General features: G+C 38.4%; 14 protein-coding genes. 7 read left to right on the forward strand and 7 right to left on the reverse strand.

The window, feature by feature from the left end:
- Positions 1 to 28: 28 nt before the first annotated feature.
- The gene (metB, locus tag AC27GZ_RS03270; RefSeq protein WP_487093440.1) at positions 29 to 1,195 is read right to left on the reverse strand and encodes a cystathionine gamma-synthase; all 1,167 of its coding nucleotides are present in this window, start codon (positions 1,193 to 1,195) and stop codon (positions 29 to 31) included.
- 224 nt (positions 1,196 to 1,419) lie between these two features.
- On the opposite strand from metB, the gene metJ reads away from it, so the two are divergent.
- Positions 1,420 to 1,749 (forward strand): met regulon transcriptional regulator MetJ, encoded by a 330-nt coding sequence (gene metJ / locus AC27GZ_RS03275; RefSeq protein WP_487093441.1) that lies wholly within the window; start codon positions 1,420 to 1,422, stop codon positions 1,747 to 1,749.
- A 172-nt stretch (positions 1,750 to 1,921) separates the two neighbouring features.
- Here metJ and hemE read toward each other — a convergent pair whose 3' ends face one another.
- The 3 genes from hemE to AC27GZ_RS03290 all read right to left on the reverse strand — a co-directional run bounded on the left by hemE (position 1,922) and on the right by AC27GZ_RS03290 (position 7,018).
- On the reverse strand, positions 1,922 to 2,989 hold the full coding sequence (gene hemE, locus AC27GZ_RS03280; RefSeq protein WP_487093442.1) for a uroporphyrinogen decarboxylase: 1,068 nt from the start codon (positions 2,987 to 2,989) through the stop codon (positions 1,922 to 1,924).
- 526 nt (positions 2,990 to 3,515) lie between these two features.
- Entirely contained in the window at positions 3,516 to 5,726 is a 2,211-nt protein-coding gene (locus AC27GZ_RS03285) for a YHYH protein (protein ID WP_487093443.1), read from the reverse strand.
- A gap of 86 nt (positions 5,727 to 5,812) precedes the next feature.
- Positions 5,813 to 7,018: a GGDEF domain-containing protein gene (locus tag AC27GZ_RS03290; RefSeq protein ID WP_487093444.1), complete on the reverse strand. Its 1,206-nt coding sequence runs from the start codon at positions 7,016 to 7,018 to the stop codon at positions 5,813 to 5,815.
- Between the two features lie 207 nt (positions 7,019 to 7,225).
- On the opposite strand from AC27GZ_RS03290, the gene AC27GZ_RS03295 reads away from it, so the two are divergent.
- Positions 7,226 to 7,702: an acyl-CoA thioesterase gene (locus tag AC27GZ_RS03295; protein WP_487093445.1), complete on the forward strand. Its 477-nt coding sequence runs from the start codon at positions 7,226 to 7,228 to the stop codon at positions 7,700 to 7,702.
- A gap of 10 nt (positions 7,703 to 7,712) precedes the next feature.
- The gene (locus tag AC27GZ_RS03300) at positions 7,713 to 8,588 is read left to right on the forward strand and encodes a S1/P1 nuclease (RefSeq protein WP_487093446.1); all 876 of its coding nucleotides are present in this window, start codon (positions 7,713 to 7,715) and stop codon (positions 8,586 to 8,588) included.
- A 49-nt stretch (positions 8,589 to 8,637) separates the two neighbouring features.
- On the opposite strand, the gene AC27GZ_RS03305 is transcribed toward AC27GZ_RS03300, so the two are convergent.
- Entirely contained in the window at positions 8,638 to 9,867 is a 1,230-nt protein-coding gene (locus tag AC27GZ_RS03305) for a glycosyltransferase (protein ID WP_487093447.1), read from the reverse strand.
- A 92-nt stretch (positions 9,868 to 9,959) separates the two neighbouring features.
- On the reverse strand, positions 9,960 to 10,745 hold the full coding sequence (gene fkpA, locus AC27GZ_RS03310; RefSeq protein WP_487093448.1) for an FKBP-type peptidyl-prolyl cis-trans isomerase: 786 nt from the start codon (positions 10,743 to 10,745) through the stop codon (positions 9,960 to 9,962).
- 147 nt (positions 10,746 to 10,892) lie between these two features.
- Here fkpA and AC27GZ_RS03315 point away from each other — a divergent pair, with 147 nt between their 5' ends.
- Both AC27GZ_RS03315 and AC27GZ_RS03320 read left to right on the forward strand, forming a co-directional pair.
- The gene (locus AC27GZ_RS03315) at positions 10,893 to 11,924 is read left to right on the forward strand and encodes a WD40 repeat domain-containing protein (RefSeq protein ID WP_487093449.1); all 1,032 of its coding nucleotides are present in this window, start codon (positions 10,893 to 10,895) and stop codon (positions 11,922 to 11,924) included.
- Positions 11,925 to 12,167, forward strand: coding sequence for a SlyX family protein (locus AC27GZ_RS03320; protein WP_487093450.1), 243 nt, complete (start codon positions 11,925 to 11,927; stop codon positions 12,165 to 12,167).
- 28 nt (positions 12,168 to 12,195) lie between these two features.
- Here the strand turns inward: AC27GZ_RS03320 and AC27GZ_RS03325 are convergent, their stop codons facing one another.
- Positions 12,196 to 12,399, reverse strand: a complete 204-nt coding sequence (locus AC27GZ_RS03325) for a YheV family putative zinc ribbon protein (protein ID WP_487093451.1) — start codon at positions 12,397 to 12,399, stop codon at positions 12,196 to 12,198.
- Positions 12,400 to 12,517: 118 nt separating this feature from the next.
- Between AC27GZ_RS03325 and AC27GZ_RS03330 the strand changes: the two genes are divergently transcribed.
- Entirely contained in the window at positions 12,518 to 14,422 is a 1,905-nt protein-coding gene (locus AC27GZ_RS03330; RefSeq protein ID WP_487093452.1) for an ATP-binding cassette domain-containing protein, read from the forward strand.
- An 86-nt stretch (positions 14,423 to 14,508) separates the two neighbouring features.
- A complete protein-coding gene (locus AC27GZ_RS03335; RefSeq protein WP_487093453.1) occupies positions 14,509 to 15,249 on the forward strand; it encodes a tetratricopeptide repeat protein in 741 nt (246 codons plus the stop codon).
- The last annotated feature ends 1 nt before the right edge of the window (position 15,250 follow it).

The following is a 15,250-nucleotide window of genomic DNA, read 5'->3' on the forward strand; positions in this document are numbered from 1 at the left end:
TCTCAATTAATTTATTATCTATGCAAGTCTATTGCTGACTCTTAGCTAGGCCATGTGCTAAGTCTGCCAATATATCGTTTATATCTTCGATGCCAACTGAAATTCTAACTAAAGAATTGGTAATGCCAGCGGCAAGGCGAGCGCTTTCTTCCATACCAGCATGTGTCATAGTTGGTGGATGACATATTAGACTTTCTACACCACCTAACGACTGCGCTAAGGTAAATAGTTCTAAATTAGCGAACAATTTTTTCACGGCTTCAACACCGCCTTTAAGATCAAAACTTAACATGGCACCAAAGCCCGCTTGTTGTTTTTTGGCAATCTCATGACCTGGATGATCTTCAAAGCCAGGAAAATAAACTGATTCTATAGCGCTATGGTTTTTCAAAAAACTCGCCACTTGTGCGGCATTTTCTTGATGTTGCTTTATTCTGATCGGTAATGTTTTTAAACCACGTAACGCCATAAAACTATCAAAAGGGCTACCCGTGATACCAATGCAGTTAGCCCACCAAGCCAGCTCTTCACCAAGTTCAGGATCTTTAGTCACCAGTACGCCACCCACAACGTCACTATGGCCATTAATATATTTAGTGGTAGAGTGAAAAACTATATCGGCACCTAGCGCTAATGGCTGCTGTAATGCGGGCGAGAGAAAAGTATTATCAACCGCAACCAAGGCACCTACTTCATGACTTGCTTTAGTGACTTTTTCAATATCAACCAAGCGTAATAAAGGGTTACTCGGGCTTTCTAACAATACTAATTTAGGTTTTTGTGCTAGCGCATCGCTGAGTTGCTGCTGATCATTTTGATCGACCACAATGACCTTAAATTGGCCGCGTTTAGCTAAATGGGTGAACAGACGAAAGCTGCCGCCATAACAGTCATGAGGAATGACAACCGAATCTTCTGTCGATAACAACTGACAGATTAAATGTACCGCTGACATGCCAGTACTAGTTACTATGCCAGTACTTCCCTGCTCTAAATCAGCGATTGCCTGAGCAAATGTGGCTCTGGTTGGATTACCTGTACGAGAATAATCGAACTGACGCTTTTCATTAAAACCTTTTAATGAAAACGTGCTAGATAAATGAATTGCTGGAATCACAGCACCGTGATGCTGATCAGTATTAATGCCTGCTCTTACCGCCTTGGTGGTGATATTTTTTATATTAGCATTCGACATGTTCTTCCTCGTATACATCACCGTAAGTGATCACTGTATTCAATAAAACTGTTTAGATGTTTGGACGTCTATAACTCTAAACGCTTTACCTATTTAGGTCAAGATCTTTTAGACATCTAAACTTCTACTTGACTGAATTTCAGCATCCAGTAAAATCTATTTTATAACTATATAAAATAGTACTGCATCTTTGTACGCATTAATAATTAAACAGAGGAATTTACATGGCTCAGTGGAATGACGAATACATTAATCCCTACGCCGAACACGGTAAAAAAAGTGAACAAGTAAAAAAAATCACAGTGTCAATTCCTTTGCGCGTATTAAAAGTATTAACGGATGAGCGAACAAGACGTCAAGTAAATAACTTACGCCATGCAACTAACAGTGAATTACTGTGCGAAGCTTTTTTACATGCATTTACGGGTCAGCCATTACCTAATGATGAAGACTTGGCTAAAGATAACGATGAAAAACTTCCAGCAAGCGTTCGTCGTATACTAGAAGAAAAAGGTATCACTGACTTTAGTGCTTATGAGATGGATGAAGACTAGTTAAACCATAAAAGCCAAGTATATTTAAATTATTCTGATTGATATTAATCACTACATATCAATCACAAAAAAGCCGTTAGCATATTCTTATGCTAACGGCTTTTTAGTAATTTTTATTTATTTACCTTGAATACCCATTGAATTAACTATTTAGCTCAATGGGTAACAAAGCTTACACATGGTAGGGTTTACTCAACCTATGTACCGACTCAATAAAGTGTCCAGCGTGCTCTGGATTCACATCAGGGTGAATACCATGTCCTAAGTTAAATACATGCCCAGTACCACCTTCACCAAAGCCTGCTAATATTTTTGCAACTTCTTGCTCAATACGCGGTAAAGGTGCATATAACATTGATGGATCCATATTCCCTTGTAAAGCCACCTTATCACCAACACGAGCTTTAGCATTTTCAATATCAATGGTCCAATCAAGACCAACTGCATCACAACCTGTTGCGGCAATATCTTCTAACCACATACCACCATTTTTAGTGAATAAAGTCACAGGTACCTGACGGCCATCAGCATGGCGAGTTAATCCATCAACAATTTTAGCCATATACTGTAAAGAGAATTCTTTATAATCACGCGGTGATAACACACCACCCCATGTATCGAAGACCATTACCGATTGTGCACCAGCGGCAATTTGACCATTAAGATAAGTAATCACAGACTCTGCTAATTTGTCTAACAATAAATGCAAACTTTGTGGATCTGAATACATCATCTTTTTGATTTTAGTGAACGCTTTAGAGCTTCCACCTTCCACCATGTAGGTAGCAAGTGTCCACGGGCTTCCTGAAAAACCAATTAAAGGCACTTCACCTTTTAACTCTTTACGAATAGTGCGCACGGCATTCATTACATATCCCAATTCATCTTCTGGATCAGGAATAGCAATTTTTTCAATGTCTGCTTTACAGGTAATTGGGTTAGTAAATTTAGGGCCTTCACCTGTTTCAAAATATAAGCCTAAGCCCATAGCATCAGGAATGGTTAAAATATCACTAAATAAAATAGCAGCATCTAATTTAAAGCGACGTAAGGGTTGAATAGTTACTTCACAAGCAAACTCAGCATTACGACACAGTGACATGAAATCACCTGCAGTTGCTCTTAATTCACGATATTCTGGTAAATAGCGTCCAGCTTGTCTCATCATCCACACTGGCGTGTAATCTACAGGCTGCTTCAATAACGCACGTAAATAATTATCATTTTTTAATTCTGTCACCAATAAATCCTCTAAAATAGTGGTCAGTACGATTGAAGTTTCGCCTACCTTTTATGCTGTAAGTTCGTTTCTCTAAGTTAACTTTTCGATAACGAACAAAATATGACGGCCATTCTAGCATTAGCCGTATTTTGAATCTATGCGCCAAATCAATTCAATTGACAGTATTGAGCAAGTCAATACAAAATTTGTACACAACTACAAAAAAAAATCATCGCATTACACTTCTGTAACAAAAAAGATTTTTCAGAAGGAATCAGCTACTTAGTCAAGAGATAGAGAAATAAAGGCTTTGTACGAAAAAACTCGTCGAGTTTATACTCTATTAAAGTTGTTGCAGGCGTGAAAATGCTTTGCTATAAAATAGCTGCGCTAACAAAGAAGCAACGATTAATAATAAAAATACTTCTAAAAAATAACTAATAAGAATCTTGATCAACAAGACCATAAAGCGAGCATTTCAGGCCTTTCTCATTGAGAAAGGCTTTTTTATTTCTAGAAAAACATTTATTAAACTGAGCTCAGGTTACTTATTAAAAGAAGCATCTGGCGTTCCTTTAAAGCAACTCAAAATATAAGGAAAGCCATCAGTAATATAATAACCATAGACACCATCAACAGTCATGCCATTACACTCATCTAAGTCACCTTGATTGGCAATATATTCATAATCATCGCGATAAGTACCATCATAATTTCCACCAGGGCTTGTTGAATCACTTGGTCGAGCACCATTTCTAATCGAGTAACTGGAATGTACTTTCCTTATCGTGCCATTGTCATCAATATAAGGGCCGAAAATAGGATAACCATCGGCAGCAAAGCCTACCACTGGCGATTCAGCACTATTATCACTTTCTGAATAAAAAGCATTTGGGGTTCCATGATAATGATAGCTTCCATTAGGTTGGGCATGCGCATTATGCGAATCTACACGAAAGCCATTTTCTGCAAACATAGGATCATAACGCCACGGTTGATTAATATCGTTACAGCCAACTTTACCATCACCTACACCAAAACAAGCAGCAGCTAACAAATCTACTTTCACACCATTGAGTAAAATAGCATTGTCCATGGTTAAGCTAATATCCGTAACCGAATTTGCATGAGTTGGGTTATTCGTGATTTCAACAGTCACATTTTGCGCACTCACATCATTAGGAAAAGCTTGCTCACCATCATTGAAATCGTGATTAGGGATATTATTAGTGTGGAAAATACATTTATCATTCACCAATGAAATAGATAACTCGCCACTAAACAAAGCACTATTGTTAACATCCAATACCGTAGATTGGTAATTCTCCACATATTCAGCACAGTTAGCACTTCGATTTACAAAAGTTGCATTCGTTATATCAATAGCATCACCGCTAAGTTCACCTCGAATTTCCATACCGTAAGTTAATAGCTCATTAGCTATCGATGCATTATTTACCATAAAACCATTACTTTCAGCCACTGAATTACTGATATCAAATAATGTTTGACTGCCATCATCAAGCACTATCAATTTATACTGTTCGTTTCGAACAGCCCAACCAGTCATATCATCACTAGTGTGTTCGCTATAATTGAATTGACGTAAGCCATCAACGGCACGGTCAAACAAACGTATAAAATCATAACTATCATTAAGCTGACTTAAACTGCTACCGGTAATATTCGCTATTGAAACAAAAAAATCAGTAGTATTAATCAAGGCACTTTCTCGTTCATTTTGCCGCTCAACACCATGGCCAGACGCAATCATAGGTACTCGAATGCCACCTTCATACAAACTCCCTTTGTTGTGTCCTTGTTCAAAGACTAAACGATCAATAACGGCTGCCGATGTGCCATTATCGCCAACATAAAGAATAAGGGTGTTTTCCCGTTCTTCTGCAGTCATCGAGTCGAGTAAGCGACCTATTTCAGTGTCCATCGCTTCGATCATTGCTAAAAAATACTCGCGTTTATTGGCATTAATATCTGCATCAGTCCCTGATAAGTCATCCCTAGTATGCAAATGCTCTGGTGGTAAATGATAAGGGGAATGAGGAGCAACGTAAGAAAGCCACAAAAACCAAGGATTACTTTGCTGACTTTGTTCACTTACCCAATCAACAGCTAAATCTGTAATTTTTGAGGTATGGTATTCATAACTTGTACTGTTAACCCCATTCTCTGTTAGCGTCCACTCGTTATAGTCGTCCACTGTTCCTGAGAGTGTCCCAGCAAAGTAATCAATACCACTGTCTGTTGGGTGCGTTAATTCAGCATTAGCTCCACCTAAGTGCCACTTACCTATGACCGCAGTTTGATATTCACTGCTCGTCGCTTGCTGCTTAATATATCGCTGTATTGTAAGTGTATCGTTTGACATTTTAGCGGGCACATAATCTATGCCACTGTTGACACCATGTTGACCCGTGATCATAGTGCCGCGAGTCGTAGTGCATGCAGGTGTTGCCCAGACATTATCAAAGACAATGCCTTGCTCAGCTAAGGTATTTAACCTGGGAGTATTGGGTACATCGCTTGAATAAGCATATTGTGCTGAAGCATCAACACCTTGATCGTCTGCAATAATTAACAGAATGTTAGGTTTACTTGAATCAGACTCAACAGGCACATCATCAGTTTCTGTCTCTGTCTCTGTCTCCGTAAAATCATTTGAAGTTGATTCACCAGAACCACCTCCACAAGAAATTAATATCAATGCAGAAAATACAATCGTTACAACTTTCAACATAACACCCTTCATTTTATAATTTATTTTCGGTTGATTATAAAACAAAGCTAGCAAGAGAACTGTAAAGGATAGGTAAAGATTTAAAATTAATGATGTACCTTTATGTTCGACATAGTATGCACATCCGCACTATGTAATTTAACACAATTTCGACCACTTTCTTTAGCGTGATATAACGCTTGATCAGCAAATGAAATCAAATGTTGCCAATTAATATGTTCACCTTGATTTGTCGCTACACCAAAACTTGCCGTAACAGAAAGCTCCGTATTATCAGCTAAACAAAAGACTGGCTGAGCAATTTTATCACGCAACTTTTCAGCTATCAGCAAAGCCGTGTTGGCATTCGTATCAGGTAATAATAAGGTAAATTCTTCACCGCCATAACGGGCCAAAATATCATACTCGCGTAAACAGCTTTTCAATCTTAGGGAAAACTCCTGCAATACTTTGTCACCAACTTGATGGCCAAATTTATCATTGACCTGCTTAAACAAATCAATGTCCATCATAATGACAGAAATTGGGGTTTTCTCACGTTGAGCACGCAAAACATTTTTTTTAGCAAGCTCATCAAATGCACGGCGATTATAGACGTTGGTTAACGAATCAACCGTAGCTTGTACCGCTAACTTTTTCGCTAACTGCTGACTTGCACAAACCGTAAGGGTAAAAAAGCTAGTTATAGCAACAAACTGCAATGCAATAAGTGATAAAGCATGAATTAAACCGGCATTCATAAAATCATTTAACTTAGGCTCGCCTAACGTTAAAAAAATGCGTAACGTAAAAATAAAGGCTGCATATAAAAAAGAAAAGCCTAACAAACGAGTAAGCGTTAATATCAAGCGTTCTTTGATAGCAAAAACCTTAAAACCTGAAAACACTGAAAAACCAGCAACAACAACACTAATCATCATCATTCGAGCATTAACATTTTCTTTAAAATAGGTGAAGTAAATAAAAGCTAATGTCATGGCCGATAGTAAGGCTAACGAAACCATTGCAAAGCTTTGCTTGTCTTTTTTGAAAAAAGCCAAAATGCCTATAATTAACAAACTGACGCTAGCTACAATGGCAACATTCGCCACAATGATAGATAAGAAATCAGGAATATATTGGCGTAAGGTTAATAATATAAAGCCAAACGAAAAAAGAAAGTAACTAAAGGCTAATGATTTAAAGCCCTGAAAAGACGTATGTATACGTGCAAAAATTAACGAACCTATCCCCAAAAACAAACCTAATAATAGGTTTATGAATGCTAAGGTTCTTATATCCAATCCTTCCATTTATACATCAAACTGTTAATACGAGGTATATTAACTATAGCTCATTTTATCTACAATTTAACCTATAGCTTGCAGAAGAATCATTGCTAATCCTTCTTGTTTGCATGCTATATAGCTAAAGCATGGCTCTGTTGACTTTAAATTATTTGCTAATCAAACAGCAAAGAGATAAATTCCTCTTATCTACACAAACCCGAGAAAAAAATAATGAGCAATCCTCAACGTGATATCACCCTACGATTTTTAGCAGAGCCTCAAGATGTAAACTTTGGTGGCAAAGTACACGGTGGCGCGGTAATGAAATGGATCGATTTAGCAGCATACGCCTGTGCAGCAGGTTGGAGTGGTCGCTATTGCGTGACCGCCTACGCTGGTGGTATTCGCTTCGTTGCCCCAATCCATGTAGGCAGCTTAGTTGAGGTAGAAGCAAAAGTGATTTATACCGGAAACTCATCAATGCATATTGCCCTTGAAGTAAATGCTTGCGATCCTAAATCACTGAACCGACGTACAACTACACACTGTATTGTTATCATGGTTGCCGTTGACCAAAATGGTCAGTCAGAACGTGTACCTCAGTGGGTACCAGAAACAGAAGCGGATAAAAAACAACATGAAACCGCTATAAAACTCATGGAAATGCGCAAACAAATTGGCGAAGAAATGCAAATATTTGTTGATTAAGGAACAAAAAATGAAGGCTTACTTTTTGTGTTTTACATTATTAACCAGTTTGCTTTTCATTAGCTTACCAAGCTTTGCCTTAGGCAAGCTTGGTCACCAAGTTGTTTGCCAGCTAGCGTTTGAACATTTAACCTCAACGCAACAAAATAAGCTGAAACAACTACTCTTAACCATTCCGGAAAACCATCAAGACTTAATAAATCATTACACTTACGCCAAAAAAGGTTCACCAGTTTCTTTCGCAAATGCCTGTACTTGGGCTGATGCAATAAAACGTGTTGAAGAATTTAAAAGTTTTTCTAGCTGGCATTATATGAATGTCCCTAGAAATCACGCTAGCATAGAAGCTAATGACTGTACTGAAAACTGTCTACCACAAGCTATTTTAGCCCATCAACAACAACTAAAGCTCAAGACTGATAGCTGGCAACGAGCGCAAGCGCTCATGTTTTTAAGTCATTGGCTTGGTGATATTCATCAACCCTTGCATATTAGTTTTGCCAGTGACTTAGGTGGGAATAAAGTCAAACTCAAACACTTATCAACAAAATGTAGCAACTTACATTGGTACTGGGACGATTGTATTTTATATTTGGGCAGACAAAGTAGAAGTAAATGGTTAACCTCACTTGAGCAAAAGTGGTCCCAGCAAACAGTACCAAATTGGCAGCTAGCGCAAGTATGGTTATGGGCTGATGAATCATTTCAATTAGCCAAAACGCCAAGCTTAAAGTATTGTCAAATGGATAAGAATGGTAGTTGCCAAGAGCCTGATGACAAAATCAGCCTACCTGAAGATTACATGAGCCAACACCAAGCTATCATGGAAAATCGCTTACTGCTTGCAGCTCATCGGCTTACAAAAATATTAGCGGCCTCTTTATAATTGGGTTTTCTTCGCTAGTGAATTAAGCACTTATTTCTAAACACAGATCTTAAAGCTTGTTTTTTGCTTCAATCCATTGTGCCATATATTTTGTGCTTTTATGGTGATGATGATTCAGCATAGCACCAATAAAATTTTTCTCTCTATGCTCATTTAAGTTTAATAATAATGCCGTTAATCGCGTTGAGAAAGCACTAAAATGCTGACGGGATTCAAATAATAAATGCGCGCTTTTAGGCCCTAAGTTACTCATTGTTTGCCAAGTATTTTGATCTTGATACAAACTTACCGCAGCATCAGCAATAGCTTGGCTATCATTAGCGACTAAACCCGGCCAAGGTAATTCAGTCGTCATGCCTTCAATACCAATATCAGTTGTGACAGAAGGCGTTGCACACATCATTGCTTCTGCTAGTTTACCTTTAATTCCTGCTCCAAAACGAAGTGGCGCTAAACAAACTCGCGCCGATTGCATAGCGTGTATGGCGTCATCCACCCAACCTTTAACTATAAAGCCTGATTTTTCATCATGTAAATCCGTCGCTTTAGGAGGCGGATAGGCGCCACAAATCGCTATTTCAGCCTGAGGTAATTGCTTACGAATTAATGGCCAAATTTGTTGTTTTAACCAAAGCACTGAATCCCAATTAGGTGGATGCCTAAAATTACCGATAGAAATAAAGCCTTCTCGCTGCTCAAATTGAGGCGTATTTGTCGGCAATTGTTCTGTCGTAAACGCAAAGGGTAAATACATCAATAAACTTTTATCCACGCCAAATAACTGCGTTAATATGTCTATTTCTTTCGGTGAAATCATAATGCTGATGTCACAACGGAAAATAGCCGCGACTTCCCGCTTGGCTAGATCAGAATTTAATAAATCACTCTCTGAAATAGTCACGTGCTTTTTATGGGCATCATGCCTCGCATGGCGTAAACAAAATAAATCTTCAGTATCTAAAATTCTTAAAGCTTGCGGGCATTGCTCACTGATACGCCAACCAAATTGCTCTTCCATCATAAAACGATCGAACATCACCACATCGGGATTTAATTGCACAACAAATTCATCGAAACTAGCACAATTAAGTTTGATATCAATACAGTCAACATCAAGGCCGGTTAAATCAACCATATGTTCTGTGCGTACTGCGGTGCACGCAAAGGTCACTTGATAGCCTTGCTGTTGGAAAAAACCAATTAATTGCAGCATGCGACTTCCAGCAGCCGATGAGTTTGGCTCAGGCCAAACCCAACCAATGATAAGCAATTTTTTCATGATTCAAAATATCCCATTTACAACACATAAAAAAACCATCAACAAAGTCGTTGATGGTTTTTAAAGGGCTACTAATTAAAGTAACCTAACGTTTATTTAGTAACTTCAGGCTCATCACCTACTTGTGGCGCTGGCTCAGGTTTTTGAATTTCTAACAACTCAATTTCAAACTCTAATACTGAGTTACCAGGAATGCGAGGCGGATTACCATTTGGACCATAAGCTAAATCTGATGGAATAGTAAATTTATACTTTGAACCCACAGACATAAGTTGTACGCCTTCAGTCCAACCTTTAATGACGCGATTTAATGGAAATACTGCTGGTTCTCCACGATCATATGAGCTATCAAAAGTATCCCCGTTTAAAAAAGTACCTTTATAGTGAACTTTAACAGTATCAGTCGCAACGGGTTTTTCACCTTCAGCGTCAGTTATAACAACGTATTGAATACCTGATTCGGTAACCTGAACACCTTCTTTCTTAGCATTTTCATCTAAAAACTTTTGCCCTTCCGCTAAGCTTTCTTCAGACTCTTTCACTAATGCTTCTTGCTGCTTAGTTTTCATGGTTTGCTCTAAATTCATCAGCAAGGTTTGAATTTCTTCTTGTTCAATGGCTGATTTTTCATTAATGCTATCAATAAAACCACGTACAACTAGCTCTTTATCTAAAGCAACACCCAATTTTGCTTGTTCAACTAAATTGCGTTGCATATTCATACCGATATAGGCACCTAAACCATAGGCTTGCTTTTGAATTTCGGCATCAAATACAGGTGCTTCACTGTTTGCATTCGCTGTATTTTCAGTGCTTTCTTGACAAGCTGCAACACTAAGTAAAGCAACAGCCACTAAAGTGGGTTTAAAAAACTTCATTTATATCTCCGTTAATAAATCTCAATTGGAGCCTTCCCCAATCTACTAGCTTAAACTTTGTCGAGCATAAAATTTTACTAAACAAAATAAAAAAACGCCTTATACTAACTAGAACTAACCAGAAATGCCAAGATAAAAAGTATAAATATGTTGCTGAATAATACAAACTCGAAAAAAAGCCACTTACGCGCCTTAAAGTTAACAGTAACACTACTTGTGGCTGCTTTATTTATCACGGCTTGTAGTCCAGCGTCAGAAAAACCCATCAAGCGTTTTCAACATGCTGTTGAGGGAAGTTATGCTGGCGATATTTCTCATGATGGTAAATGGAGTGTAATTTCGTCTATTCATCATGGTATTAGTGTTTGGGATCTGGAAAAGAACGCCTTAACTTTCCAATGGGCTCAAAAGCAAAACAGTAGTGACAACTTGGTGTTAGCTATCGATATTAGCAACAACAATAGCCATGCATTAACCGCTAGCCGTGAAAATTTTGCGTTATGGAATATGCAAACTGGTCAGTCAGAAGGCTATTGGAAAGTTCGTGAATCAAACATTCGAGACATTGCTGTTAGCAATAATGGCGATTATTTACTGATCGGCAAAGGTAACGGCACTGTCGTTCATGTAGCTGTAGACACAGGTCGTAGGCTAGAATTTTTGGGTCATCAAGAAAAGATTAATAGTGTTGATATGATGCCCAATGGCAGAGTTGCCATGTCTGGCGGTAATGATTTTATTGCCTACGTTTGGGACACAGTTTCTGGGCAAGTTATCTATCAATTTAATCATACTAGCCGAGTGTCAAAAGTAGCATTAGATCATTTAGGTCGTTATGCCTTTTCAGCTGATAGTATGAAATCAGCGCACATTTGGGACTTAAAAACAGGCAAGCTTATCACCACATTGAAAGGCACGAAACGACACGAAGTATTCAGTACAGCACGCTTTTCACCAGACGGTAAAATTTTAGTGACCGGGGCTGCTAGTAGCAAAGTGAGTGTATGGGATATTGCCACAGGTAAACGTATTGCCAATTGGCATGTTACTCCAAAAGAAGTTAAAAGACCCACGGGTGCTGTTGTATATAGCCTCGCATTTAGCGATAATAACACCCTGATAACTGAAAGCTCTTCTGGTTATGCTGAATTATGGCAACTACCGAGTAACAAAAATTAAATGACCGACAATAACAAAGACGTAAAATCTATCAATATCTTCGAGGAGCGTATTAATGCGCTGGAGTCGCGTAATCTTTTTCAAGATGATGTTATTGAACAACTTAGTGAAGAGCTAGCCGTACACCAAGCACAAATTGCTGAGCTAAAAGAACAAATTCAACTTGTAGCTAGTCGTTTAAAAGATGCCGGCGCGCTATCTTCAACTAAGGAAGAAGTAGAGCCACCGCCACCACATTATTAAGTAACACTTACCAGTAAACGACTAACAGCTATTGCTTAAATACGCCAATCACTTGCTCATGTTGTCTAACAACTTCTTCAACTTGAGGCTCACTTTGTGTCATTTGCTCGCCACAGCTAACACACGTTACTTTTTCTACGCCATCTTCTTTCGTTAACGCCATAGTATCTTGTGATTTACATTGCGGACATATAGCGCCGGCAATAAACCTTTTTTTCACGTTCTGTTTCACTGTTGTTGTCTCAATCAAGAAAAATAATCTATTTGTGGTATTTTACCTTGAACTCCGCCCATAGGAAAAGCGACAATACGGCGTTAATTTTTCAAACACCACTTTTAGGATAATTTTTTTGATCACTGCAACCGATTTAAGCTTAGATAGAGGCGCCAAAAACCTTATTAAAGCATCAAGCTTTACCATTCATCCTAACCATAAAGTAGGGTTAGTGGGCAGTAATGGTTGCGGGAAATCATCATTGTTCGCTGCTTTATTAGGCGACTTAAGTCCTGATGCGGGTGATTTAAACATGCCAAGTAGCTGGGCAATAGCAACAGTTAAGCAAGAAACACCATCATTAACACAATCTGCATTAGACTATGTTATGGATGGAGATAAAGAATTTCGTCAACTTGAACAACAACTTGAACAAGCCAGACTCAAGGAAGATGGTAACCAAGAAGCCATTATCATTAACAAAATAGATGCCATTCATGGCTATAGCTTGGCGGCTCGTGCCGGTGAATTACTGCATGGTTTAGGTTTTCTACAGTCTCAGCTCAACAATGCTGTCAAAGACTTCTCTGGTGGCTGGCGTATGCGTTTAAACCTTGCACAAGCGCTGATAAGCCGTGCGGATTTATTATTACTCGATGAGCCCACCAACCATTTAGATCTAGATGCGGTGATTTGGTTACAACGTTGGTTAAAGCGTTTTACCGGTACCTTGGTATTAATTTCACATGACAGAGACTTTCTCGATACCATTGTTGGGCAAATATTGCATATTGAACACCAGCGCGCCAAATTATACAGTGGCAACTACACTGCCTTTGAACGACAAAGAGCAGAGCATTTAGCGCAGCAAGAAGTACAGTACCAAAAACAACAAAAAGAAGCGGCACATTTAACCGCCTTTGTTGATAGATTTCGTGCAAAAGCGAGTAAAGCAAAACAAGCACAAAGTCGCTTAAAACGTTTAGAAAAATTACCCGATCTTGCACCAGCGCATGTTGATAGCCAATTTACTTTCAGTTTTGAAGAACCTGACAGCTTACCCTATCCATTACTTTCTTTAACTGACAGTCAATGTGGTTATGGTGCTGACACCATCATTCTTGAACAGGTTAATTTAACCCTAGTCCCTGGTAGCCGAATTGGTTTACTTGGCCGAAATGGTGCAGGTAAATCAACCTTAATTAAATCATTAGCGGGTGATATAACACTACTTAATGGTGAACGGTACTGTGCACAAGAGCTGAAGGTAGGTTACTTTTCCCAACATCAACTTGAGCAATTACACTTTGGTTCAAGCCCCGTTGAACATATTATTCGCGCCCAACCTAGCATTGGTGAACCACAAGCACGCAGCTTTTTAGGTCGATTCGGTTTTAGCGGCGATCAAGCGCTAGCTCAAGTTGATACTATGTCTGGTGGTGAAAAGGCACGTTTAGTGTTAGCGCTTATTGTGTTAGAAAAGCCTCAACTCCTACTACTTGATGAGCCAACAAACCATTTAGATTTAGAAATGCGTCAAGCTTTAGTACTCGCGCTACAAGACTTTAATGGCGCGATAATTCTCATTGCGCATGATAGGTTTTTACTTGAATCATGTGTTGATGAGTTTTACTTAGTTGCTAATGGTAAAGTAAGTGACTTTAGCGGCGATATTGATGATTACCAGCAGTGGCTAAATGATGATAAAAAGCAATCTATAAGTGGCAATAAAACAGCTACTAGCACTGATAAAGGCTTAGATAAAAAGCAGTTGCGCCAGCAACAAGCAGAACTTAGAAAAAAAGCAGCACCGCTACGTAAACAAGTGGATAAGTTAGACAAAAGCATTACGCAATGGTCAACTGAATTAAGCGAAATTGAAGCATTGCTAAGTGACAGCGACATTTATCAAAGTGATAGAAAAGTTGAGTTAACAAAGCTATTAAAACAACAAGCTAGCTTAAAAGAAAATTTAGCTGAAAGTGAGATGTTATGGCTAGAACTAGAAGAGCAAATAGAAGAAATTATGTCTTCAAGTTAAATCGCTTCACACATAACATAAAAAAAGATTTTAAAAATTTAAGCTACACTATAAAGGATGTTAATCGAAACTAAATGAGAAATATTATGCCTACAAAAATAACCCTATTAGTTTTTTTATTATTAAGTAATTTTTCATTGTTAAGTCAAGCTGCAGACTTAGAGCAAGGTATTTATGAATTAAATAGAGGCGAATTTAACGCTGCTATTGAACAATTTAGACCTTTAGTTGCCGAAGGTTATGCACCTGCTCAGTATCAAATGGCCATTGTTTATCAAAATGGCTATGGCGTTCCTAAAAACGGCATGAAAGCGCTAGAGTTGTTTGAGCTAGCAGCCGCACAAAACTACTCTGACGCCCAATTCGAATTGGCGTTAATTTACACTGAAGGCAAGCTTGTTAAACAAGACCTTAACAAGGCTTATGAGTTAACCTATAAAGCTGCTAAGAAAGGCCTAGCAAGTGCACAATTTAATTTAGCGGTAATGTTTGCCAACGGGACGGGAATCAAACAAGATTATTATAAAGCTGCTCGCTGGTATCAAACCGCTGCAGATCAAAATTATGCTTTAGCGCAATATAACTTAGCACTGCTTTATAGCGAAGGTAAAGGCATTGAAAAGAGTGTTGAGATGTCATACGTATGGAATACTATCGCGTCATGGAATGGATATCCTAATGCTGAAGCAAGCCGAATACTTGATGAACGCCAACTTTCTACAGCCGCCAAAGAAAATGGCTATGAAAAAGCCAATTCAATTTACAAAAAGATCATTGAACAAATAAAATTAAAAGCAAAAATGGCTGAAAATAAAAATTTCTATTGAT

The organism is Colwellia sp. SU-HH00943 (assembly GCF_057546125.1).